The sequence below is a fragment of the Bacillus sp. LH1 genome, assembly GCF_057924895.1.
Genome location: NZ_CM175007.1, coordinates 2,770,264 through 2,794,648, shown reverse-complemented (window position 1 = coordinate 2,794,648; position 24,385 = coordinate 2,770,264). Strand labels below are relative to the sequence as shown.

The 24,385-nt window shown below is 32.7% G+C and carries 28 protein-coding genes; 19 read left to right on the top strand and 9 right to left on the bottom strand.

Features of this window, described 5'->3' with window-relative positions; genetic code table 11:
• Nucleotides 1-19 precede the first annotated feature (19 nt).
• The 6 genes from ACX9TM_RS14515 to ACX9TM_RS14490 form a co-directional block, all read right to left on the bottom strand.
• The gene (locus ACX9TM_RS14515) at nucleotides 20-1,219 is read right to left on the bottom strand and encodes an LL-diaminopimelate aminotransferase (RefSeq protein WP_139256941.1); all 1,200 of its coding nucleotides are present in this window, start codon (nucleotides 1,217-1,219) and stop codon (nucleotides 20-22) included.
• Between the two features lie 341 nt (nucleotides 1,220-1,560).
• On the bottom strand, nucleotides 1,561-1,923 hold the full coding sequence (locus ACX9TM_RS14510) for a hypothetical protein (RefSeq protein ID WP_000757022.1): 363 nt from the start codon (nucleotides 1,921-1,923) through the stop codon (nucleotides 1,561-1,563).
• A 169-nt stretch (nucleotides 1,924-2,092) separates the two neighbouring features.
• Nucleotides 2,093-2,392, bottom strand: coding sequence for a hypothetical protein (locus tag ACX9TM_RS14505; RefSeq protein WP_001279463.1), 300 nt, complete (start codon nucleotides 2,390-2,392; stop codon nucleotides 2,093-2,095).
• A 153-nt stretch (nucleotides 2,393-2,545) separates the two neighbouring features.
• On the bottom strand, nucleotides 2,546-3,748 hold the full coding sequence (locus ACX9TM_RS14500; RefSeq protein ID WP_000269258.1) for an MFS transporter: 1,203 nt from the start codon (nucleotides 3,746-3,748) through the stop codon (nucleotides 2,546-2,548).
• A 293-nt stretch (nucleotides 3,749-4,041) separates the two neighbouring features.
• Nucleotides 4,042-4,476 (bottom strand): exosporium protein ExsC, encoded by a 435-nt coding sequence (gene exsC / locus ACX9TM_RS14495; protein ID WP_000148808.1) that lies wholly within the window; start codon nucleotides 4,474-4,476, stop codon nucleotides 4,042-4,044.
• Between the two features lie 169 nt (nucleotides 4,477-4,645).
• A complete protein-coding gene (locus tag ACX9TM_RS14490; RefSeq protein ID WP_000291905.1) occupies nucleotides 4,646-4,798 on the bottom strand; it encodes a YqbF domain-containing protein in 153 nt (50 codons plus the stop codon).
• 463 nt (nucleotides 4,799-5,261) lie between these two features.
• Here ACX9TM_RS14490 and ACX9TM_RS14485 point away from each other — a divergent pair, with 463 nt between their 5' ends.
• The 8 genes from ACX9TM_RS14485 to ACX9TM_RS14450 all read left to right on the top strand — a co-directional run bounded on the left by ACX9TM_RS14485 (nucleotide 5,262) and on the right by ACX9TM_RS14450 (nucleotide 10,222).
• Nucleotides 5,262-5,630 carry a hypothetical protein gene (locus ACX9TM_RS14485; protein WP_000071475.1) on the top strand — a complete coding sequence of 123 codons (369 nt, stop codon included), beginning with the start codon at nucleotides 5,262-5,264 and terminating at the stop codon, nucleotides 5,628-5,630.
• Between the two features lie 195 nt (nucleotides 5,631-5,825).
• Nucleotides 5,826-6,611, top strand: coding sequence for a class I SAM-dependent methyltransferase (locus tag ACX9TM_RS14480; RefSeq protein ID WP_000031317.1), 786 nt, complete (start codon nucleotides 5,826-5,828; stop codon nucleotides 6,609-6,611).
• Between the two features lie 69 nt (nucleotides 6,612-6,680).
• On the top strand, nucleotides 6,681-6,869 hold the full coding sequence (locus ACX9TM_RS14475; protein ID WP_000621877.1) for a DUF3970 family protein: 189 nt from the start codon (nucleotides 6,681-6,683) through the stop codon (nucleotides 6,867-6,869).
• Between the two features lie 77 nt (nucleotides 6,870-6,946).
• Nucleotides 6,947-7,912 (top strand): nucleoside hydrolase, encoded by a 966-nt coding sequence (locus ACX9TM_RS14470; RefSeq protein ID WP_001223682.1) that lies wholly within the window; start codon nucleotides 6,947-6,949, stop codon nucleotides 7,910-7,912.
• A gap of 180 nt (nucleotides 7,913-8,092) precedes the next feature.
• Nucleotides 8,093-8,335 carry a GlsB/YeaQ/YmgE family stress response membrane protein gene (locus ACX9TM_RS14465; RefSeq protein ID WP_000638306.1) on the top strand — a complete coding sequence of 81 codons (243 nt, stop codon included), beginning with the start codon at nucleotides 8,093-8,095 and terminating at the stop codon, nucleotides 8,333-8,335.
• A 77-nt stretch (nucleotides 8,336-8,412) separates the two neighbouring features.
• Nucleotides 8,413-8,808: a hypothetical protein gene (locus tag ACX9TM_RS14460; protein WP_000834883.1), complete on the top strand. Its 396-nt coding sequence runs from the start codon at nucleotides 8,413-8,415 to the stop codon at nucleotides 8,806-8,808.
• A gap of 320 nt (nucleotides 8,809-9,128) precedes the next feature.
• Nucleotides 9,129-9,275 carry a hypothetical protein gene (locus tag ACX9TM_RS14455; RefSeq protein ID WP_000959548.1) on the top strand — a complete coding sequence of 49 codons (147 nt, stop codon included), beginning with the start codon at nucleotides 9,129-9,131 and terminating at the stop codon, nucleotides 9,273-9,275.
• A 275-nt stretch (nucleotides 9,276-9,550) separates the two neighbouring features.
• Nucleotides 9,551-10,222: a YjgB family protein gene (locus ACX9TM_RS14450; protein WP_011110177.1), complete on the top strand. Its 672-nt coding sequence runs from the start codon at nucleotides 9,551-9,553 to the stop codon at nucleotides 10,220-10,222.
• Between the two features lie 170 nt (nucleotides 10,223-10,392).
• Here the strand turns inward: ACX9TM_RS14450 and ACX9TM_RS14445 are convergent, their stop codons facing one another.
• Entirely contained in the window at nucleotides 10,393-11,607 is a 1,215-nt protein-coding gene (locus ACX9TM_RS14445) for an MDR family MFS transporter (RefSeq protein ID WP_001108464.1), read from the bottom strand.
• A gap of 101 nt (nucleotides 11,608-11,708) precedes the next feature.
• Here ACX9TM_RS14445 and ACX9TM_RS14440 point away from each other — a divergent pair, with 101 nt between their 5' ends.
• The 5 genes from ACX9TM_RS14440 (at nucleotide 11,709) to ACX9TM_RS14420 (ending at nucleotide 17,237) form a co-directional block, all read left to right on the top strand.
• The gene (locus ACX9TM_RS14440; protein WP_000470210.1) at nucleotides 11,709-13,445 is read left to right on the top strand and encodes an ABC transporter substrate-binding protein; all 1,737 of its coding nucleotides are present in this window, start codon (nucleotides 11,709-11,711) and stop codon (nucleotides 13,443-13,445) included.
• Nucleotides 13,446-13,603: 158 nt separating this feature from the next.
• Complete coding sequence (locus ACX9TM_RS14435) at nucleotides 13,604-14,227, top strand: YhbD family protein (RefSeq protein WP_000102257.1); 624 nt, start codon at nucleotides 13,604-13,606, stop codon at nucleotides 14,225-14,227.
• A 13-nt stretch (nucleotides 14,228-14,240) separates the two neighbouring features.
• Complete coding sequence (locus tag ACX9TM_RS14430; RefSeq protein WP_063220341.1) at nucleotides 14,241-14,951, top strand: bactofilin family protein; 711 nt, start codon at nucleotides 14,241-14,243, stop codon at nucleotides 14,949-14,951.
• An 18-nt stretch (nucleotides 14,952-14,969) separates the two neighbouring features.
• Nucleotides 14,970-15,677: a cytoplasmic protein gene (locus tag ACX9TM_RS14425; RefSeq protein ID WP_065382621.1), complete on the top strand. Its 708-nt coding sequence runs from the start codon at nucleotides 14,970-14,972 to the stop codon at nucleotides 15,675-15,677.
• A 24-nt stretch (nucleotides 15,678-15,701) separates the two neighbouring features.
• Complete coding sequence (locus ACX9TM_RS14420) at nucleotides 15,702-17,237, top strand: MDR family MFS transporter (RefSeq protein ID WP_072769974.1); 1,536 nt, start codon at nucleotides 15,702-15,704, stop codon at nucleotides 17,235-17,237.
• Nucleotides 17,238-17,291: 54 nt separating this feature from the next.
• Here ACX9TM_RS14420 and ACX9TM_RS14415 read toward each other — a convergent pair whose 3' ends face one another.
• Entirely contained in the window at nucleotides 17,292-17,612 is a 321-nt protein-coding gene (locus tag ACX9TM_RS14415) for a hypothetical protein (RefSeq protein WP_001062733.1), read from the bottom strand.
• Nucleotides 17,613-17,864: 252 nt separating this feature from the next.
• Here ACX9TM_RS14415 and ACX9TM_RS14410 point away from each other — a divergent pair, with 252 nt between their 5' ends.
• Together ACX9TM_RS14410 and ACX9TM_RS14405 are read left to right on the top strand one after the other, a co-directional pair.
• A complete protein-coding gene (locus ACX9TM_RS14410; protein ID WP_000501707.1) occupies nucleotides 17,865-18,644 on the top strand; it encodes a BC_2878 family exosporium-associated protein in 780 nt (259 codons plus the stop codon).
• 310 nt (nucleotides 18,645-18,954) lie between these two features.
• On the top strand, nucleotides 18,955-19,725 hold the full coding sequence (locus tag ACX9TM_RS14405) for a GNAT family N-acetyltransferase (protein WP_000638727.1): 771 nt from the start codon (nucleotides 18,955-18,957) through the stop codon (nucleotides 19,723-19,725).
• Nucleotides 19,726-20,039: 314 nt separating this feature from the next.
• On the opposite strand, the gene ACX9TM_RS14400 is transcribed toward ACX9TM_RS14405, so the two are convergent.
• Nucleotides 20,040-20,471 carry a GNAT family N-acetyltransferase gene (locus ACX9TM_RS14400; RefSeq protein ID WP_000027166.1) on the bottom strand — a complete coding sequence of 144 codons (432 nt, stop codon included), beginning with the start codon at nucleotides 20,469-20,471 and terminating at the stop codon, nucleotides 20,040-20,042.
• A gap of 850 nt (nucleotides 20,472-21,321) precedes the next feature.
• On the opposite strand from ACX9TM_RS14400, the gene ACX9TM_RS14395 reads away from it, so the two are divergent.
• The 4 genes from ACX9TM_RS14395 (at nucleotide 21,322) to ACX9TM_RS14380 (ending at nucleotide 24,281) form a co-directional block, all read left to right on the top strand.
• Entirely contained in the window at nucleotides 21,322-21,912 is a 591-nt protein-coding gene (locus ACX9TM_RS14395) for a spore coat protein (RefSeq protein WP_065382446.1), read from the top strand.
• Between the two features lie 363 nt (nucleotides 21,913-22,275).
• The gene (locus ACX9TM_RS14390) at nucleotides 22,276-22,476 is read left to right on the top strand and encodes a spore coat protein W (protein ID WP_000342253.1); all 201 of its coding nucleotides are present in this window, start codon (nucleotides 22,276-22,278) and stop codon (nucleotides 22,474-22,476) included.
• Nucleotides 22,477-22,490: 14 nt separating this feature from the next.
• Nucleotides 22,491-22,943, top strand: a complete 453-nt coding sequence (locus ACX9TM_RS14385; RefSeq protein ID WP_000361676.1) for a spore coat protein — start codon at nucleotides 22,491-22,493, stop codon at nucleotides 22,941-22,943.
• 477 nt (nucleotides 22,944-23,420) lie between these two features.
• Nucleotides 23,421-24,281 (top strand): DegV family protein, encoded by an 861-nt coding sequence (locus ACX9TM_RS14380; RefSeq protein ID WP_065382447.1) that lies wholly within the window; start codon nucleotides 23,421-23,423, stop codon nucleotides 24,279-24,281.
• Nucleotides 24,282-24,385 lie beyond the last annotated feature (104 nt).

Sequence of the window (24,385 nt, the reverse complement as noted above, 5' to 3'; positions counted from 1 at the left end):
TTAAGCAGGGGAGCCGGAATTAATTTTTAACTAATTCATTTACTTTTTCAAGGACGAAAATGCCGCTATTTCTAATGTTTTCAACAACTTGTTGCAACACTTCTTTATCTTGAACGAGTGCAATACGTACGAAGCCTTCTCCGTGAGGTCCAAATGCATGACCAGGTGTAACAACGACATTCGCACGATCCATTAATGCATAAGCGAAGTCTAGAGAAGTCCATCCTTGTGGAATTTCTGCCCAGACAAACATACTACCAGCTGGCTTATCGACATTCCAGCCAAATGTTCGGAATCCATCGATTAGTGTATCTCTACGTTCTTGATAAATTTCACGGTTTTTCTCACAAAACGTAGCACCGTTTCTTAGTGCAGCACATGCCGCTTTTTGAATTGGTAAAAATACACCGTAATCGGTATTAGATTTAAATTGAGTAAGTGCACGAACAATTTCTTCGTTTCCAATCATATATCCAATACGGCTACCTGCTAAACTATAACTTTTTGACAAAGAATTGATTTCTACGCCAACTTCTTTAGCACCAGGTACAGAGAGGAAGCTAATTGGCTTATTACCATCAAAATAAAATTCGGCATAAGCAAAATCATGGACAACGATAATATTATGCTTTTTCGCGAATGCGATTACTTCTTTAAAGAAATCTTCATGAGCCATTGCTGGAACGGGATTCCCTGGGAAGTTTAAAATCATCATCTTCGCTTGATCGGCAATTTCTTCAGGGATGACTTCTAATTCTGGTAAGAAATCATTCTCTTTCTTTAAAGGCATGTAGTAAGATATTGCACCAGCCATTTGAATACCTGTTTCATAAGCTGTATATCCTGGATCAGGAACTAATATAATATCACCTGGATTTGCATAAACCATAGGTAAATGAACGAGCCCGTCTTGTGAACCCATTAATAATAAAACTTCTTTATCCGCATTTAATAAAACGTTATGAGTATTGTTGTAATATTCAGTTACAGCTTCGTGAAATTCTTGAATACCTGATAATGTATACCCGTAGCTCTCTTTCTCACTCGCTGTATGTACCATTGTTTCTCTTACAAAATCAGCGGGCGGCATATCAGGATTTCCGATGCTCAAATCAATCATGTTATGACCTGCTGCAATTTTTTCTTTTTTATAGGCTCCTAATTGACTAAATATAGAAGATTGGAATGCTTTCATTCTAGTTGCTAACGTGTAAGTCATCAAAACCCCTCCTAAAACAGTGCTTTCATTCTGCATTTTTAATTATTCTGAAAACACATGTTTATATTTTATCATTTTTTTATGAAAATTAAAATGATTGACAAATTTAGAGGAAGGATTAGCCTATTTTGAAAAGTATCGATGTAAATAGCGTAGATGCGTTAATTGAAATGTCTATTATAGGATTCATTTTATATAACTTAAGGTATTCTCTAGTTTTTATTAAGTATATTTCTCATGTTTTGAATGAAAAAGAATACGAAAACAAGGGCTATTTTTGTGGCCGATTTCTAAAGTGAAATAACGCAGAAAATATTTTCTGCGTCTCCTCTGAAATGTAATCATTTCTTTTTATATGTGCATAATTTTTCGGCTGTCAAAAAGTATACATTTAGTGTACCGTCGGCAACTTTTAAAGTTTGGTCCGATGTAAATGAATTACCATAATCAATGTGATATACATTAGAATTTTTGACAAATGAGCCTTTATATAAATCGTCTTTATTCTTTGTTGTTTGCATTTCTACTAAATTTTGCACAATTTCCTCTTTATTTTCTTTTTTGACAACTGTTTCAAATTTATAATATACAGGGCATTCACCATTTTTATTGTCAACGACTTCCCAAGAACCGTATATATCGTTATTGCTGCATCCACTAAGTAGGATGATTAGTATAGGAATTGTAAGTAGAACCTTTTTCATTTTGTGCTCCTTTCTTTTAAATTTGAATAAACGTGCGAATACGATAGGGATATTATAATAAATAAAGTTTAAATTTTTTTAAAGAATTATTTAATTTCATATAAAAATTTAGGAGAAATTAAATAAGCATGAATCTAGTGTAAAGTCAGATTCATGCTAGTACCATAGCCTATGTTATGTCTTTTTTGAGCATAAATAAAGAGGAAAGCAGAATCACTATTCCATTTAATATATATACGCTTGCGATCATAAAGGCTAACGTACCTGCGCCAAATCCTGCTTTATCGAATATAGAAGCAAATGTTGCGATAGTCAAAAAGATAATGGGAGTCAGTAGTAAAAATATGAAACCTGCCACGATTCTTTTTTTAAAACTATGTCCAGATAAGGAAATGGCTAAAAAGTTTAGGATGCTAAACAGAGCAATTGCAAAGAGAAGGACAATAAATACTTCGATGCCATCAGACATTTTACCACTCCTTTTATAAAGAGTACTTTTTATAATCTATTCGAAATTAAAGGAGGATACTCCTTTAGGTAATTTCAATAAACGTAATAAATAGGCGTATTATAAAACAAAGAAGTATGGATCCAATATTAGATCCATACTTCTTTGTTTATTTTATAAATTCGCAGATTGCGAATGCTGTTTTTCATAATGTTTCTGCTTAGAGAGGGAAATAGAAATAATCAATAATGAAACGACTCCGAAGATGAGAACCATATATTGTAACCCAATTGTATCTAAGAAGAAGCCTGTGCCAAGTAAGACGATTTGGAACATAACCCTCTCAAACATATTACGGAATGAGAAGAGGCGACCGTGATAACTTTTTTCCACTTTCGTTTGGAAAATCGTCGACATAATAGGGAAGAAGCAGCCAACACTAAACCCAAACAACCCAAATGATGTAAGAGCCATCCATTTTATATCGCTAAAGAACAATGACAGATGTGCAAAAGCAGTACAAACTGCAAAGAAATATAGTAATTTTTCAGGTTTGAAATGATCAGATAGACGTTTAATTACGAAGGCACCTATCATAAATGCGACACCTTCAATTGTATATATGAACCCTTTAATCGTAGGATCATGTTGCATTTCGCTAATGTTAATAACCATTAAATTAAACCCAGCTATAAATAATAGAGGGATGATACTTAATATAAGTGCTGTAAAAGCAATAGGAATTCCTTTTAAAATACGAAATACTTCCATAAAGCTATTATCTTTTGCAGCTTGTTTACTTGGTGTTGTTGATTTCTTGTCTTCGAATTGTAGGAAGAAAGTCGAGAGGAATAATAAGGCGTATGCTGCCATTGAGAAGGCATACATGTACTGTAAACTCATCACAACTAAAAGAATTCCACCTAGTGAAGTACCTGCAATACGAGCAATTGTACCAACATTCATATGTACACCGTTCATTTGTAATAACTCATGCTCACGTACGATGAGTGGAATTACAGATTGTAATGCAGGGAAATAAAATGCTGCTGAAATTTGAAGAGCAACCATAAATGCAATCATAAATGCGATACTTTCAAATTGAATAGCAAAAAACATGAAAATAACACTTAAAACTCGACCAAACCCAGCGTAAAGAAGAACTTTTTTCTTTTCATACTGATCGATGACACGGCCAGCCATAGGTCCAACTAGAACACCGGCTAATAGTCCGATAAATAATATAACTGATTTCATGAAATCAGAAGGGACATATTTTTGCATAAATTCAAGGTTCCCAAGAATACCAAGCCATAATCCTAGACCTGCAATAAACTCCCCAATTAAAACAATCCAAACGTTTTTATTACGCCACATAACATTAAAACCTCTCCGTCTTTTAAAATGAAAAACTCGTATATAAAACCTCCTTATTTATGTAGTGTTTTTATACGAACTTTTTTAGAGTCAGAGTCTATATTACGTGTTTCATAAGTGGATTTCAATCTTTTTGATTTGTCAAAAATTTGATGTGTTAAGTGCTGAAATAAGTGAATCAAAACGTAAAAATTTTATGATTAAAGCTAATAGAAAGTAAGAATATATATAAAAGCAAGAACGTATAACTACGCCTCGCTTTTCTCAAGTACAAAATTAAATATTAGATTCACTTAGCAACATTTTTGCTCTTTTCCAATAGCTAAAGCGCTAAAAGATAGAGGACCAACAACTTCTGCACTAGCACCACTAGTAAGGTTTTCTACAGTTAATGAATATTCGTGTGTTCCACTGCTAACGTTTTGATCTATAGCTTGAAATGTTTGTACGTAAAATTGTTCAGAATCTGTAGATTCAATACCTACTTGTGCATTAAAAACTTCAATATTATCACGGAAAATTCGGAATAAAACTTGTGAAGTCCCAGTTATTCCTTCTACACCAATTGTAGCGATTAATTCTACTCGATTATTACGTGAATCTCTACTTGAAATTCTCAATTTCAAATTTGCTAAAATTGCTTTATTTGGAGAAGAGGGGATTGCAAAAGTTGTTTCACCAGTTTTACTAATAGGTTGAGTAGCTTGGTAATCAATGATATGAGTCATATTCTTAACTATTTTCATATACTAGAATATAAAAATAGTTAAGAATTAGCTTGGACAAATACTAGATTATTTAATAGAGTCAACAACAATTATTGAAAAGAAGAAATTCACATAAAAGCATCAAGAATATATCAAAATAAGATGATATTTTTCTTAATGCTTTTTGTAATTAAGCAGAATATTCTTCTTTACGTACTTCAAAAAATTCATTACGTCGTAAGTAATTATAAATTTTCTCGGAAACTTCTTCTTCTTCAGACACTAAGAAACGATGATCAAAAGCATAGAATGATTGACCTTTAATTAATTTCACATAGTACATTTTAAACACCTCCTTTGACAGGATTATTAGTTGTCCCATATTATGATGGCCTATTTGTCTGCTAAAAATACTTCGAGTTTCAAAGGGGGGAAAGAGCTTACAATTCTGTAAGGTTTATGTCACCTTTTTCGATAGTTTGTATTTACCAATTTCTTCTATACTACAAATAGTTATATAAAATAAGGGGGTAAAAAGATGGATGAAATAATTGGAGAAGTTGTAGCTGGTATTTATGAGTTTGTAGTGGAAGTAACAGCGGATGCTATAGGAAGTTTAGTTTCCGGAAATGATGAGGAAAAAGAAACATTATAATAATTTGTAAAAGTATAAAGTTGATCGAATTATAAAGGCTGATTTCTAAAGGGAATTCAGCTTTTTTATTTTTTACATTATATTAACTTAATTTGAATATTCGTTTGTTATCATATTTAAGAAGCCTATATAAGGAGGTGAATAAACAAATATGTCGAATTCAGGGCTTGATTTATCTGTTTCTCGTTTGATTGTGGTAAATATAGAGGAAAAAGAATATCATTTTATTGTTCGTGAACATCCGATTGTAGGGAAATTTATATCGCTATTTGAAAATGGAAAAGAATATGGTTTAATAGATAAACAAATCGCTAATAAAGATAAATTTATTACATCGGAGCTTACTAAGTTAGATTATTTTAATATAGATGTTTTATATCTTACACCTGGGTGGATATGGATTGGTATGGATCAATTTGGTTTACATGCTCGTGAGGCTACTTATAACGAAGTAGATGTTATTATGAAGTTGAAAGAGGATTTATATTATATAGATATATACGAAGAAATAAAAATGTAGTAAATATTTAGTCAGGTTAGGGGGAAAGTTCCCGTAGCCTTTTTTGTTTAATGCAATAACGTATAATCATATTATTTTGATTATAAGGGAATGTGATGAGAAGTGAGATGAAAAGAGGATTTGAAAATACATGAAGAGAATTGTAATAATTATATGAGTCGTATATGTAAATAACAATAGAAAGAAGATGATAATATGAGTAAAGAAGAGCTTGTGAAAAAACAGTTTGGCAGTAATGCAGATAAATATGTAAATAGTAAAGTACATGCTAAAGGACTGGATTTACAATATGTAGTTCAACAAGTTGAGTCTCGTCATAATAATCGTCTTCTTGATGTTGCTACTGGTGGTGGACATGTGGCAAATATGTTAGCACCTATGTTTGAAGAAGTAGTTGCACTTGATTTAACAGAACAGATGTTAGAAAAAGCAAAAGTTTTTATAAAGCAGAATGGGCATGAAAATGTATCTTTTGTAGCAGGAAACGCAGAGGATTTACCATTTGCAGACCATTTTTTTGATACAATCACATGCCGGATTGCAGCCCATCATTTTACGAATCCGGCTCAATTTATTTATGAAGTAAATCGTACATTGAAGGATAATGGATTATTCATCTTAATAGATAATGTTTCGCCAGAAAATAATGAATATGATACATTTTATAATTTTATAGAAAAAAAGCGAGACCCAAGTCATGAACGAGCTCTAAAAAAGACAGAATGGCTTACTTTATTAGAAAAAAACGGTTTGCAAATGCAGTCATGTCTTACTTTTGATAAGAAATTTGATTTTGACTGGTGGTGTAATATGATGGATGTCCCTTTACAAAAGCGTGAAAAATTAACAGAATGTATGATGAAAGCACCAAACGAAATGAAGGGATATTTTAATATTCAATTTAAAAATAATAAAGTAGAGTCGTTCTATACTGAAATGGCTATGTTTATATGTAAAAAAAGTACAACATTAAAAAGATAAATGTGTTGCAGTCTTTCTGAAGTACGATATACTTAGTACAGAGAAACTGAGAATTGAGGAATAGATATAATGATTCGTGTACGCATTGAAGGTACTGAGGAAGAAATGCTTGAATTTATGGAGAAAATGCCGGACATTCCTGGATTTGAAAAGATACATTTGAGAGAGCCGAGAAAAGGAAATAACCCGAAATACGATTCAAGTAAAAATGTACTTGCATATTTGTCTTATAAAAAGATTGAAGTCGCCAATAAATAGGCGGCTTTTTTAGTTTGCGCTGTTTCACCGCCTTGTCTTTTTCACATAATAATAATAGTAGATTATGCTTAAGAGGGGTGAGAATAGTTAATAAGAAAATTATCTTTTTTGGAGACTTTGGTATTGATGACGCCGTAGCGTTAATTTATGCAAATAAAACATGTAAATTAGATATTCTAGGTATTGTTGCTGAGTACGGGAATGTATCACGAGATATCGTTACGGAAAATGTTTATTTTTTAGAAAGGTACTATGCTACACAAGTGAAAATTATTGAAGGTGCGAGTAGACCGATGACAGCTGAAGAGCCTTTGTTTTTCCCTGAAATCCACGGGGATCACGGTTTAGGTCCTATTATTCCACCTGAGATGAGAATTTGTAAACGAGAAAATTTTTGTGAATTAATCAAATTAATCGAACCTTGTCCAGAAGATATTATAATTGTGGCGACAGGGAGACTAACGACGCTTGCTACGTTATTTTTATTGTATCCAAATATAATGGATCGTATTTGTTCGTATTATATAATGGGCGGCGCTTTCCTATTTCCAGGTAATGTTACACCAGTATCTGAAGCGAATTTTTATGGTGATCCAATTGCAGCAAATATTGTTATGAAATATGCGAAAAACGCTAGCATATACCCGTTAAATGTAACACAGGGCGCGCTTATTACGCCTGAAATGGCGAATATAATAGATAAACAAGGAACTGGACAGGCGAAACTCATTAAACCAATGATTGATTTTTATTATGAGAATTTCTATAAAAAAGAATATCCGGGTATTGGTGGAAGTCCTATACACGATTTACTACCGTTTATCTCGTTTATAAATGACAGTATTTTCGAATATAAAAAATCGGCAGTGTGGATTAGTACGACAAATGATGTGACTAGGGGCCAAAGTGTAGCAGACTTTAGAAAAATAGCTGAGCCAACAAGGTTTGATGATCGGCCGATTCAAAGAATTGCTGTTGGTTTTAACTATGCAGCTTTTAAAGAAGAGTTTATGCGAACAATATTGAAGCCAGATTGTTCTTAATGTGTGTAATAACAAGTCGGATAAATCGTTAGTTCAAAAAAAGGTTTAATCTGTGTGTATTATTCTCAAAAATCTTAAAGTTGAACAACATGAATAACTTATGAAAAATGTCACATAACTAATGGTAAGCAATTGTTTCTAATTATATTTTGATTGGTGAAATGTAAAGGAGGTTATTATATGATTTGGTCTTTAATCGTCGGTGGTATATTAGGATGGCTTGCGAGCTTAATTACTGGAAAGGACGTACCTGGTGGTGTAATTGGTAATATTATTGCTGGTATTATCGGTTCTTGGGTTGGTTCGAAATTACTTGGTAGTTTTGGTCCAGTCATTGGCGGATATGCAATTATTCCAGCTTTAATCGGTGCGATCATTTTAATTTTCATCGTAAGCTTCTTATTACGAGCAATGCGAAAATGAATGTAAGGACTGTTTACATTTGTAAGCAGTCCTTTTTATATGTTATGCTAGTATTATACAATCAGGAGGTGTCAGCATTGAAATCATTTACAGTAAATTTCCATCAAGAAGATAATGCAAAAGCGACAACAGTACATAAATTAAGTGAAGAGGACTTCAATAAAGCAACTGAAAAAGGTACTCGTCATTTATTTGATTTAGATACAAACGTTGGCTTCTTCGTATTCTTTGATGCAGAAGATGCAGAAGGAAATGATCAATACTTAATGTTACAATATGAAGGGGATCATGAAGAACCAACTGCATGCTACGGATTTGATTTAAAACTATACTATCAATTTTTAGCACTATACTTAAACGATCTTGAATTCCAAGGCGAAACAGATGAGGAAGAGGAAGAATACGGTCCAATTCATCATTTAGCGCATTTACTTTATCATATTGTTGAAGATGGTAAATCAATTGAAGTGTAATATACATATTTGAAGCTGCTCTTTTTGGGCAGCTTTTTTATATGACATTGAAATGGTGTACTGTAAGCTAAATAAGGTGAAATTTTAATCAGTGGGGGTTTTGTTCATTCCCACTGATTATCAGCCCTCACCAATTTAGCTTTTACGGGCAGCAGGGCCCCCACCTAACTTCTTTGTTTCCGCTGAATTTTGAGGTGGGGATCTTACTGCCCAGCAAATAGCGGGATAAATTAATAATAGAAATTTATTTATTACTTTCATGTTAGCGTCGTAAAACACCTGTTATAATGATTGTAATTAAATTCTTGGAGGCTAATTCTATGCTTGTAGATGTAAAAGCTTTTATTAAAGCTGCAGGTTTAACATGTATTTCATCATTAAGTGGAGATAACACGTTTGCTTATAATTTTGAAACAGTAAAAAACACTATCGCTACATTTTTTAAGAAGCTAAGATTTACCGTTTAATTTCATTTCAACCAGTAGGAAAAGAGTAATCACTTCCTACTGTTTTTTTTGTTTCAAGGAGCTGTTGTGACAGCATGTTTTAAGTTATAGATAGAGGATATTATCATCGAGAAGAGAAGGTTTAAAGAAGGAGATGAATACGATGATTAACAATATAATTCCAAGTTTTTTTAAATTATGGGAAAGTGACGATTTAGAATTAGAAGTCCTTAATTAATACTATACTTCGCATCCGGTTGATTATCGAAATGAATAAAATACAATAGGGGGTAAAAATGATGAAAGTATATTTCAAAATAGTTATGTTATTTCTTGCTTTTACATGCACATTTGCATTAGCAGCATGTAAAGGGACAGACGAAAAAAAGGAAGCAAATCCAGCCTCGGAAAATCATAAAAATGAACAAAGTAATTCTTCAGAAGAAAAGAAAAATCTTGAAGCAAAACCAAGTAATGAAAAGACAACAAAACCATCAGCTGAGCAAGATTCGAAAGATAGAATACTTAATCAAAAATCAATTAACCACGTTAAAGATTTGTTTGAACTAGCAAAAGAAGGAAAGGTACCTAATGTGCCATTTGGAGCCCATACAGGGGATATTGAAGAAATTGAAAAAGCGTGGGGGAAAGCAAATAAAACCGAATATACAGGGAATGGAATGTACGCAACTTTTACAAATAAAAATGTTGTTTTCGGATTTAATAAAGGGTCACAAGTTTTTGATGTACGCTCATATCATGCGGAACTAAAATTGATTACATTACAAGAAATTGAAAAAGCATTAGGAAAACCATCTTCAGTTAAAGAGAATGGTGAAGATAAAATATATGTATACAAAGTAAATAACCAGTATGAATTGAAATTTGTCATTCCAAAATCGACTGGTAAGGTCGATCATATTTCCGTATTTTCGCCAGAGGATAGTATTAATAAAATGGCAGGATAAGAAATTAAGTGATTTCAAAAACACCTCACTTTCTTGAAGTGAGGTGTTTTTAGTTGTAAACAAGGAATGTCTCCTGTCATATAAAACATACTTTCATATGCGAAATACTTCACTTTTATTTTTTAGCATTTATCCAATAAGAAATGTTGATCTACTGAAAAAGTAGTAACCTATAAATTATGTGTAGGATGGTTCACGATTTTTTTACGTTCCAAACTTTGAACAAATAGCGCTTGAACAATACCTCCAACTAATAAGAAGCTAGCACAAATATAAAACAGCATACTTCCATTTAACTTACTTAATATAACTGCGCCAATAACTGGTCCACACGTTCGAGATATATCCCAGTGTATACCGTAAATTGAAAAATATAAACCACGTTTATCATGAGGTGCAATTTCTGAAACGAATCGTAATAAATGGTTTAGAGCAATACTTTCTCCAATGACTAAAAAGAGTAAGGTGAAGAATAACGACAATATCGTCGTTGAATAACTAAAGCCAACTGCAGCTATTGTATAGCAGGCGTAAGAAATAAGGATGATTTTCGCCATAGAAAATCGTTCAGACCATTTTACGAGGAAGATTTGTAGAATGATTTCCAAAATGGCTTTGCATGTTGAAATAAATGCGAGTATGAATACGAGATTAGGAAATACATGTTCTGCAAAAATACGATAATTCGTCTCAGTTTGTGCATAAAAAAAGCTAATAGGAAGTGTAGAAACCATAAGACCGAATATGGCGTAATGTTTAAAAACAAATTGCTTTGGTGAACTTGCCTCAACTGTTTGTTTCGACTTACTTATAGGTGGAACAGTTTCTGGGAGCTGGGTCCAAACAACAACAGCATATATCGTAAGAGTTACACTTTGCACGATAAATAAATATTCTGGGTGAGTATTATAAAAACTTGCACCGATTAAAGGGCCGACTACGGATCCGATTGCTCCCATCGTTTGTAGGAGAGCAAAAATCTCTGCTTGCTGCTCTTGTTTTGTTAAATCAGCAATTTGTGCACGCTGAGCTGGAATGTATAAGGAACGGCCAATACCATTAATAACATATAACAGTGCAAATATAAAAACGGATTGAGCGAAAACGAAACTACCGATTGCAACACCTTGTAGTAATAATCCGAGTAACATAATCTTTTTTCGGCCATATTTATCAGTAATTCCTCCAGCAATAAGTGTAAATAAAATGTCTGAAAGTGGCTGCAGTCCGAAAATCAGCATAGTTATTATTACATTGCCGTTTAACATTTTATTGACGTAAATAATCATAATGAGAGCTAACATAGATTCAGTCGTTCGGGTTAATAATTCACCGCACAGTCTAATGAAAATAGGTTTATTGTAACGAAGTAAGAGATAATTCAATATTAATTCCTCCTTTCTATATTGAAATGATAAGATGAAAGGAGAGTTGGAAAAAGGGTAGAAACAATAGGGAGTATTTTTCACCTTTTAGGGGGAGTATGATGTTTATTTTAGATCAATACATTGAACTATGGATTGCTTATGGAAAAGGGAAAAAAGAGGGAGAACGATTGGAAGTAACAGTGCAAAATATATCTAGAACACTATTTTGTACAGAGCGTAATAGTAAATTAATTATAAAAAAATTAGATGAGTTAAATTGGATTAAGTGGTTTCCAGGTCGCGGCAGAGGAAATCGTTCTAAGTTAATATTTCAAAAGCACCCGATGTCTTTAATTTTAGATAGAGGAAAAGAAATAACGAAAAAAGGGGATGTGAAAAGCGGAAGCATATTTGTGGAACGCTATAGCTCACATTTTCCATCGGTAAAGGGAGAATATCACTCCTGGGTGGATTCAATATTTGGTCATAAGGTTGAAATGACATCTGAAGGGAGAAGAGATGTACTCCGGTTGCAAGTACAAATGAATTTAGATATCACATTAGATCCTGTATACGCTACAATGCGTTCGGAATGCCATATGGTAAAACATATATTCGACACACTCGTGTATGTAGACGGTAATACAAACATTATAGAGCCAAGACTTGCATTTCACTGGGAATATAATGACGCTGAAAAAATATGGACGTTTTACTTACGAAAAGGAGTTCACTTTCATAATGGAAAACAACTTACTGCACATGATGTTATATACTCGTTGAATCGATTTATGAAGCTGGAAAATAATGCACACGCATGGATGTTACAACACGTTGAAAATATCCGTTCAGTGGATGACTACGTTTTCGAAATTCAATTACATACGGAAAATCGAATGTTTTTACATATGCTAAGTGCAGAACAGTGTTCTATCGTGAATGAAGATGAAGCAGGAGGGTTAATTGGAACAGGGCCTTTTCAATTATATAAAAGTAATGAAAATCTGTTCATTTTAGAAGGACATCCTTTATATTTTCGTGAAAGACCTTTTTTAGATCGTATTGAGTTGTGGAATGTAGAACAAGGTGTAAGTACATACGATGTTTTAGTAAAGGCGCAGTATAAAGATAAAGAAAAACATAATAAAGAATTGTCCCGGCTTGAGTCGAACGTGACATATATAACATGTAATCTTACGAAAGAAGGACCAATGCAAGATGCGTTATTTCGGAAAGCGTTATATCAAATCATTCATGGTTATACAATCGTTCAAGAACTCGGCGGAGAACGTGGAGAAGTGGCAAAGAAACTAATATTAGCAAATGAAAGCATAGTAGATATTGACGAAGATATCGAAAGTTTAATTAAAAGGAGTACTTATCATAGTGAAGTGCTACAACTCTACACATTTACAGGACGAGATCATGTTGAAGATGCACAATGGATACAAAAAGAGTGTGCGAAGTACGGGATTCGTGTAGAAAATAATTTTCTTGAGATAGAAGAGCTATTGGAAGTAAGTACGATACAAAAGGCCGATATGATGCATGATAGTGCCACAATAAGTGAACGAATAGAAGATAGTTTATTATATATGTTTCTTACAAAAAATAGTTTTATTCATGGACAAAGCAGCATGGACTTTCATGAAAAGTTGTCTCCTTATTTTAGACAAGAAGAATTAGAGAAAAGAGTTACACTGTTACGCGATATCGAGGATACTTTGTTACGTCAAATTCATATTATTCCTTTATATCGTAATAAACAAGAGGTAAGTACACATGAAAAAGTTCAAAATATAATGATTAATTCACAAGGTTGGATTGATTTTTATAATATTTGGTTTAAATCTTGATATATAAGGGCTTTTGCACATTTTCATAAGATGTGTAAGAGCCTTTTTGTATGTGAGAATAGGTTTGTTTTACACATTGTTACGCTACTTGTGATAAAAGTCTATTTACAGCGTAACAGTGTTATGTTACATTGTTATCAGGAAGGAGTGTTATACAGTTGAGTACAGATTTAATTTCAAAAAAAGATTTATTAGAACTAACTGGTATTTCATACGGACAGTTATATAGGTGGAAAAGAAAAAATTTAATTCCGGAAGATTGGTTTGTACGAAAATCAACGTTTACAGGTCAAGAGACATTTTTTCCGAAAGAAAAGATATTAGAGCGTATCGATAAAATCCAAACGATGAAAGAGGATTTATCACTTGATGAACTAGCGAACATGTTTTCACCGAGTGTGAGAGAAATTCTTTTAACAAAGGAAGAGATTTTACGCAAGGGGATTGCATCAGAACCAGTTTTACAATTTTTCATAGAACAAACGAATAAAACAGCAGAGTTTCAATTTGTAGACATTCTTTATGTGTACATGTTAGAAGAATTACTACAATCAGGAGAGATTAGTTTAGAAGAAGGAAAAATGGTCTTGCAAGTTTTACGTGAAAATTATGAAGCAATGAAACATAAAACTTGTGACTTAATCATTGTCCGAAAGTTAGGTATTTCTACATGTTTATTAGTTTCAAACGTGGACGATTTAATTTTTGAAAAAGGCACCAAAATCGTTTTACGCGAAGCGATTATGAAATATACCGAAGCATTAAAAACTAAATTGTTGTAGTGGAGGAGAAAGTATGCGTACAGATAATTTGATTATAAATGGTTACGGTTCATCGAATGGTGGCGAGTTTCATAAAGTGCAATTAAACGGAAAAGGAACTGTGAATGGAAATGTTGAATGTGAGCAATTTGAATGTAACGGTTACGGTGCAGTTACTGGCGATTTGAAAAGTAGCAGTGCACGAATTAGCGGATCTGGTAAAGTTGATGGCACAGTTCATGCTGAAACGATGCGAATTGATGGAAAAGCAACAATTACGCAAAATGTAAAAGCAAACAGTTTGAAAATTGCAGGAAAAGGTACGATAGGTGGAAATGTCACTGGTGAAGAATTTAAAGTCAATGGTCAAGCTACAATTGACGGTAATTGTGAAGTGGATACTTTTTCTTCAGAAGGACAATTTACAATCGGTGGTTTATTAAGCGCAGATGAAATTAATATAAATATTCACGGTACATGTCAAGCGAAAGAAATTGGTGGTCAAACGATTAAAGTAAGACATAGATCAGGTACATTTAGTAGGCTATTTAAAACAGTATTTGGCTTGCAGTTAGAAGCTGAACTATTAGAAGGTGACAATATCGATATTGATTATGCTCACATAAGAACGGTAAGAGGAAACAATGTTACAGTAGGAGCAAACTGTGAGATTGAACTGATTGAATATACCGGTGTTCTTACTGTTGATAAAAATGCAAATGTAAAAGAAATTAAGCAAGTTTAACGGAAGGGAGAAATCAATATGGAACATCCACATAGTCTCACAGTAAATGGTTCTGGTAATTCAGCAGGCGGAGATTATAATAAAGTGAAGATTCGCGGTGAAGGAACAATTACGAATGATATGAGTTGCAATGAGTTTAAAACGTACGGAACGAGTGATGTACGCGGTAATGTGAAAGTGAAAAATTATGTCGTATATGGAGATAACGAAGTACAAGGAAATGTAGATGCGGAATATGTAAAAGTATATGGTAATACACAAATTCATGGTGATGCTCATATTGAAAAAACAAAAGTTAGAGGTATGATAGATATTGCAGGAAAGTTTTCAGGTGATTTCGTAGATGTAAAAGGTGCTTTAAATGTAAAAGGAGATATTGAAGTAGAAGATTTATCATTAACTGGTGGTCTTGAAAGTGCTGGATTACTTAATGCTGAAAATATTCAAATCTCACTTCGTTATGAAGGCAGTAAGGTAAGAGAAATTGGTGGCAAAAAGATTACTGTTCGTAAAAAAACGAGATTTATTCCTTTTACTAGTCATGCTGGAAACCTCCAAACTTCGATTGTTGAAGGAGATGATATCTATTTAGAACATACGATTGCTGAAGTTGTAAGAGGGAACAACGTCACAATTGGTCCTGGATGTGAAATTAGTGTTGTAGAATATCATACTAGTTTTAATCAAAAAGGTAATGCAGTCGTAAAAGAACATAAACAAATATAAGTAGTATGAGGGAGAGCAAGAGATATGGTTGAGAAGAATAATAAGCTCGGCTTTGTTGTGGCGGGCTTATTGCTAGGTATTTTAATGGCATCGATGGATAATACCATTGTCGTAACGGCGATGGGAACAATCGTTGGTGACTTAGGAGGCCTCGAAAACTTTGTATGGGTCGTTTCTGCCTATATGGTCGCAGAAATGGCAGGCATGCCGATTTTCGGTAAGCTATCAGATATGTATGGTAGAAAGAGATTCTTTATTTTCGGTTTAATTGTCTTTATGATTGGTTCGGCACTTTGTGGTACTGCTGAAAATATTACACAGTTAGGTATTTATCGTGCCATTCAAGGTATTGGCGGCGGGGCATTAGTGCCAATCGCGTTTACTATCGTTTTTGATATTTTCCCACCTGAAAAACGCGGGAAAATGGGTGGTTTATTCGGAGCGGTATTTGGATTATCTAGTATTTTCGGGCCATTACTTGGCGCATATATTACCGACTACATTAGCTGGCACTGGGTATTTTATATTAACTTACCACTTGGCATTTTAGCACTTATTTTTATTACATTCTTTTATAAAGAATCACGCGTTCATAGGAAGCAAAAGATTGATTGGTTTGGTGCAATTACTTTAGTTGGTGCAGTAGTTTCTTTAATGTTTGCGCTTGAACTAGGCGGACAAAAATATGATTGGGATTCTAGCTTTATTTTAAGCTTATTTGGTGGATTCGCTATTTTAATCATCGCATTCATTTTTATTGAACGAAAAGTAGAAGAACCAATTATTTCATTTGAGATGTTTAAGCAGCGCTTATTCGGAATGAGTACAATTATTGCTTTATGTTACGGTGCTGCATTTATGTCAGCAACTGTGTACATTCCGTTATTTATTCAAGGTGTATACGGTGGTACCGCAACAAACTCAGGATTATTACTTTTACCGATGATGTTAGGATCAGTCGTAACAGCGCAGTTAGGCGGATTTTTAACAACTAAACTTAGCTACCGAAACATTATGATTATTTCTGCGGTTATTATGCTAATTGGACTATTCTTATTAAGCACGTTAACACCAGAAACAAGTCGTGTATTATTAACAGTTTATATGATTATTATCGGATTTGGAGTCGGTTTCTCATTCTCTGTACTAAGTATGGCAGCTATTCACAACTTCGGTATGGAACAGCGCGGGTCTGCGACTTCAATGAGTAACTTCATTCGTTCGTTAGGAATGACACTAGGCATTACAATCTTCGGAATGATCCAAAGAACAGGTTTCCAAGATCAATTAGAAGAAGCATTTAAAGGGATGAGCGGGGGAATGAATACAAACGCTTTAGGGGATTCAAGAGCTATTCTATCAGAATCGGCAAGATCTCAAATCCCTCCGCAAATATTAGATAAGATTATTGACGCTCTTTCTAGTTCAATTGTTCAAACATTCATGTGGGCATTGGTACCAGCTGGATTAGCATTCATATTCATTTTCTTTATGGGAAATGAGCGCATGGTAATTAAGAAACAACAAACGAATAAAAAGAGTGAAACATCAAAAGCGTAATGAAAAAGCTCCTTTCTAATTGGAAAGGAGCTTTTTCGTATGTACGGATTTAGATTAGCCTTCGATAATTTCGTATTCTTCGTCTGCTAATAGTAAAATTTGTGTTTTCTTACCTTTGTTTTGAACTTCGATTACATCGTAAGCACCTAAGTCTCTTACTTTGCTTTGAGAAGCGTTAACCATAACTTCAATAGAATCAATTAAGATATCTTCTTCAATGTATGATTCAGGCAATGCCATATCTTCAGTATCTAATACACATGCGTATAGATTTTGTAAGTTTTCAGCAGTTGGGTTTTGTTCCTCAACATCAATGATGTTTTTTACTGCTTCCATATTTTCCTCTTTTGCTTGGTATACTTTAATTTTAGCCATTGTTTTAATCTCCTTTATAACGTAATCGTAGAGGCTACACCTTATTATAACGTTTTTTTCATGAAAGATGAAATTGTTATATGTATTTATAGTAAAATTTATGTGTCCTTACTCAAAAATGGTGTGATTTCCATATAAATGTACGATTAGGTAACGATATTGCTACGTTAACGTTATATTGTCCAAGCTTTTCTTATTTTCTTCTCATATATATGTAGTAGCAATTCTATATAGAGAAGGGATGGAGTGTAAGTGGGGTGTGAACCGAAACGTGATTGTGGGTGTTGCCAAAATAGTATATGTGAGTTTTTACAGAGTCTAGAACCGTATACAAAAGTTGAAAGTATCATAATAGCAGGAAACGAAATTGCTGTATCTTATTTTCTTTCATTTAATAAGAAAACAGGTATCGTATCATTCGTACAAGAAGACAATGAGGTTATATTTGTCGATTGTTCAAAGATTGATGCAATTCGAATAGGGAAAGTATGTAGTTGCAAAACAAAAGTTAAATATATTGAAGAGGACTTTAGCTTGCTAGGAAATGTTTGCCCGCATTGTTTAACGGAGGGGAGTACAATCTTTTTCGATTTTAACAATCCTGAATTAAATGTGTCTTTCCAAGCAACAACAATTAATCCACCTAGATGTACTGAATTTACAGATGATCTCGGGAATGTAGTAAAGCAAATTACTATAGTAGGTGAGGCGAAAGTTTCTAGAGATTTTGTTCAAGTACCTGAACTGGTAGGTTTTCGATTACTTTTATCACATCTAGCTGGAGACCCTTTAAACTACGGATTATTATTTATTAATTTTCCTGATACGATTTTTATTTTTATATTGGCATCAAGCGGATACCTTTCCATTTCGAACTGTTTAAAAATAGAGGGCGGAACTGGTGATGCCGAAATAGAAGAGATGAAAAAAATGATAGAGGATGACGTTAACACGTACAAATCAGTTGTTAAATTGACTAAAGTATATAAGAACGGTGAGACGGAATCTTTTATTTATAAAAATGAGTTATAACACATGTATTTAAATGCACCCTCAAACTATTGTTGAGGGTTGTTACATAATTAATTATGTTGGTCCTTCAAACCGTTTGTTAACGGGTAAGAAATATATTTATTGTTGACTTATTTTATATGTTGATCATTTCATAGTTAGTAGATGTTATAATCATTTTATGTTTACTGATATTTTATAAATATTCAAAGTTTTAATTTAATAGTCAATTGCTTTTATGATGAACAGGTGGGTATGTATATGAATACGAATTATGGAGCGCTCATGAAAATGTTAAGAGTAGTTGATTCTAAAGAAGGCGGGAATGTAAATGATATATGAAGCGAATATACATACAAGAAAAAAACTAGTTTCTATGTTTGAGGATTTCAATAACGTTGTTTTACTTTCTTATTTACAAGGGCATATGGGTACTGCTTGGGTAAATGATCTTGAAAATCCAAAAGTAGCACAAGTTACGGTAGGGATTTTTACATTTTACGCTGGAGACCCAAATACGAAAGAAACAGAAGAGTTATTACGTAATATTCCAGAAAGAATTTTAGTTATCGTGAATAGTGAAGAGTGGAAACAACGCTTAGAAACATTCCATGAAAGAAAAATAGATAAGTTTTTACGTTATAAATTCAAACGAAATCCAGAAGTTTTTAATCGTTCAAAATTAAAATCTTTTATATCAGCACTTCCAAAAGAATATGAGTTAAGAAGAATAGACGAGCATATCGCAAATAGCCCTACATTACATAAGATATCTGAAGATTTCACAAGTCAATTTCATTCGGTAGAAGATTATATAAACCGTGGTATAGGTTATAGCATTTTATATAACGGAGAAGTTGTATGCGGTGCATCCTCGTATAGTATTTATAATGATGGGATTGAAATTGAAGTTGCGACTGATCACAATCATAGAAGAGAGGGCTTGGCAACTGTAGTAAGTGCAGCTCTTATATTGGATTGCTTAGAAAATGGAAAGTATCCAAACTGGGACGCAGCGAATACTACATCTGCTAAACTAGCAGAAAAGTTAGGATATGAATTTGATAAGGCATATGATACTTATTTTGTGGATAATAGATGAGTGAAGGAGTTACATACTAAAAAATAAATGCGCCCTAGTACGTAAGTCTAGGGCGCATTTATTAGTTGGTAAATATCTTCATAACAATCATATCATATTTTATCTTTTGAATGTTTGGAATTAAAGATATTTATGTGACTTTTTGAAAAAATAAAAGAGCAGCTAGCAAAAGCCAACTGCTCCTCTCCAAGGGGGAATGGAGAAATACAATCATATTATCTATAGTATTGACGGAACATAGAGTTTTAATCAAAGCCCGATTGGTGAGAGATTTGATTAAAACTCCCACTGATTAAAGTTTCACTTTATTACATTTACAATTTAAATAGTAGAACGTGTTTATCGTAGTTCTCCAAACACCAATTATATTTTTTTAGAATAATTGGATGGACTGCTTCTGTCGTAGTATCGACTTCAGTATATCCATATTTCTTATAAAAGTTTTCTAATTCCTCAAAAGGAAGACAATATACATTTTGTATTTGTGATTTTTTCGCAGTTTCTACTAAAAATGAAACAAGCTCACCAGCTAATTGAAGCCCTCTAAATTGAGGCAGAATAAAAATCCCGCCCATTTCTAAAGTATCTTCATCTATTTGGACTAATCGGCCAACACCTGCATACTCGTTGTTATATGTAATAATTGCAACTTTATCTCTCTTTAAATCACTTCGTACAAATCCTATTGAGTCATATTGACTATTAATCCATTTTAAATCGTTAGATGTGGCCAATTGAATACTCATATATATCCTCCTTCGGAATACTAGCGCTCTCTTCATTATATAGAACATAACATACTATATCAAAGGAACCTTGAGGTAGCCCATTTGTTTAAGTTATTAGTTAAAAGTGTGGGGTTGCTGGCATTGAAATGATGGCTTCATCAAACATAGGATAATAATCTTGTGAATTTAGTGTTACATAGTCAAAATAAAAATTAATTCATGTGTTCGGTAATGCACGATGGTTTAAGTGTAGAGAAGATCATAGGGGTATTTTAATTAGTAGCTACTATATTCATTGAAGTTATTAAGGAAATGTCGTAATCCCTAGCCTTAGTGATACAAATCATATTAGGGTTTAGTAAAAAAACTCTTCCTGAAAAAGAGGGGGATTAAAGATAAGAGCACTTCGAAAAGTGCCCTTCAGTAAACGACTACTTATTCTAAAAAGAAAGGATGCAATATATTATATGAAGTTTAGTATATTTAAGTATGGGGCTTTTATATAAAAGTTTTATTTTGTTCCGAATAAAAAGGCGGTTGTTTCCGCAACCACCTTTCAGTAAAACAAAGCACTTTTTATGAAATAAATTATGGATGGTCCCTAAAAAAGGTATAGGATATACCCACATTTTTATAACTAAAGTGACGAACTCAGGTTATAAGGAAGGAACAATTATATTGTATGAAATCTATTCTAGAGTAGTCACAAAGAAAGTTGTCTTCTTATTAGAAGGCAGCTTTTTTTATTAGAAAAAGAAGTAGAAGATTAAGTTACTTGTCCAAACAAATTTTTAAAAAATACATAAAATGCTATTAGTTAGTCAATATTTTAATATTGCTAATTTTTAAGACTAAAAGGGGTGATTTTATGTGTGAATGTGAAGTTTGTAGACGAAAGAAAAATCGGGATCCATTAAACCGGGAGTTTGAGCCGAAAAAACGAGTTCCTGAGCCAAAAAAAGAGGATTGTGAGCCAAAAAAAGAGGATTGTGAGCTAAAAAAAGAGGATTGCGATCCGAAAAAAGAAGATTGCGATCCGAAAAAAGAAGATTGCGAATCATTAAATGATTATTCGTTTAGTAAAAATGCAAATTTTTTAGAGGAAGCTATACAAACAGATGAAATCGATCAAATTTCTGAGGAATATATTGAAATAGTTGATTCAGCAGATGTACAAGTTACTACTACAGATACAAAAGCTGCGCTATCTATCCAAGCGGCATTACAAGCAGCTATCGTAGTTGTAGTAAGTATTTCTATAGCAGATAGTGAAAAGGCAGATAAAATAACACAAGAATTATTTCAAAAATCAGCTATTAAACAAATTAATAGACAAAAAACATTTATTAAAAATTCTAGAAACGTAACCGTAACAACTACTGATACAGATATTGCAGTGAATATTCAAATTCTCCTTCAAATTTTATTAGCTTTATTAGTTAAACTAAACATTTTATAAAGTGTCTATCCTATTGATATTTAGCTATAAGTTTTCAATCTAAGTAAATGTTTTTTGTTGTAATACGTGGTACAAGCTTGGACTTTTTATTATGACTGAATTAATATTCAAGATTAATGGTAAAGCAAGTGTGGAAAACTACAAATAAAGATAAAATACATGATTTAACAGTAATGAAACTTATATTTATGTGAAGTGAAGGAAAGCTGTCTTCTTATTAGAAGTCAGCTTTTGATTTTATTAGCAAAAAGAAGTGAAAATAGAAGATTAAGTTACTTGTCCAAGCAATTTTTATTTCATTACATATAATGCTCGTAGATATTTAAAATTTTTATAGAAAATTGATTGGAGTGAATATTGTAAATGGATGATTTAAACAAATTTTCTTCCTTTAAGTTTGATAAGGATCAAAAGAATATAATTATAGACCTTTTACTCTCAGATATTTTTAATAGGCATGGGATAAATGAAGAAAAATTAAAAAATTTATCACCAGAAAAAAAGCAGCAAATTAAAAGTATTGTTTCTGAAATACAATCACAAGTTAATAATTATTTAGATTGAAAGGGGGTGAACGCATGGACAAAACATGTCATTCAGATGAAAATAAAAAGTGGAGTGCATTAGATTCCTCGAATCCTCATCCATCTTTTAAAAATGCTAGCGTTTCAGAAGCAGCTGCGCAAGAAAGTAAAACGTATCAAATTTCTGAAGAATCTATTACAATTGTAGATTCAGCAGATGTAGAAGTTACTACTACAGATACAAAAGCTGCTTTATCTATTCAAGCAGCATTACAAGCAGCTATCGTGGTTATAATAAGTATTTCTATAGCAGATAGTGAAAAAGCTGACCGTGTAGCACAAGAATTGTTTCAAAAATCATCTATTAAACAAATTAATAAACAAGAAACTGTTATTAGAAATTCTAGAAATGTTACAGTTACGACTACGGATACAGACATAGCAGTAAATGTTCAAATTCTTCTCCAAATTTTATTAGCTTTACTAGTAAAATTAAATATTTTATAAAATGTTTAACTTGTTTTTATCTAGTGATTCTTACAGGTGAATATTCACTGTTTTAATTATAGTACAGGCTATAAATATTTATCATAACTGGACTAATATTCAACATCACCAAAGTATGAATGTAAACAAACAATTTGATGGAAAATAAAGTTTGGTTATTTTATGAAAATGTAAAAGCCATTTCCTTTATTGGATTTGGCTTTTCAATTTTAAACAGTATGAATTTGAAAAGATTATATTAAGATAAAGAATTAAAATATAATGATACAAAATACTTATAAAATTATTCGTGTTTTAGAAAAATAATAAGAAAAAGGTGTTTAAAATAGAATCATTTTCATTAACAGTTCAAGTTTTGAAGAATAGTGCATACAATATAAAGTGTTTTCCTTTCTTCATTTAAGTTTTACGTATATAATTTAAAAGTACTATTTTTATTTTATTATTTTATATTTATAACAGAATAGAGGTTTAAAAATGGGTGTTAAAATCATTACGGATAGTGCGGCGGATTTACCAGTAGAATTGCTGCAAGCATATGATATTGATTTAATTCCACTCCGTGTATATGATGAAGCAGAAACAGAGTATTTAGATGGAGTAACATTAGAGTCAGTTACATTATTGCAAAAAATGAGAGAAGGCGCTGTTTATAGAACGTCATTGCCTTCACTTGAAACGTTCCAAGAAAAATTTGTTTCTTATGCAAAAGACGGTAATCCTTGTATATATTTAGCTTTTTCATCTGAACTGTCTGGTACATATCAATCATCAGTTGTCATTAAAGAGGAAGTAAAAGAAACATATGCTAACTTAGATTTAGAAATTATTGATACGAAATGTGCTTCGCTTGGTCAAGGTCTTGTCGTTTTAGAAGCTGCTAAAATGGCAAAAGACGGCGCATCAAAAGAAGATATTTTAAAGCGTGTTGATTTTCTAATGAGCCATATGGAACATATCTTCACTGTAGCTGACTTACAGTACTTAGTGAGAGGTGGACGTTTAAGTAAAGTCGCAGGATTTATCGGTGGTTTACTAAACATTAAACCGATCTTAAACGTGGAAGAAGGAAAACTTGTACCACTTGAAAAGGTACGAGGGAAAAAGAAAGTATTAAGCCGTATTGTTGATATTATGGAAGAACGTGGTAAAGACCTTAAAGGTCAAACAATCGGTATGACTCACGGTGACGATTTAGAAACAGCGGAAGCATTAAAATCATTAATTACGGAAAGATTTGGCTGTGAAGTATTTATCGTAAATACAATTGGTGCAGCAATCGGTGCACATACAGGACCTGGCGTTATAACGTTATTTTTCTTAAATGAAGTAGAGTAAAGGATTGATCTTTTGATCAATCCTTTTTTATTTTTTAATCTGTGATAATCGGTCGATATGGTATTGATGAAGATAAAATCTTTGAAGTTTTCCTATATCAAATG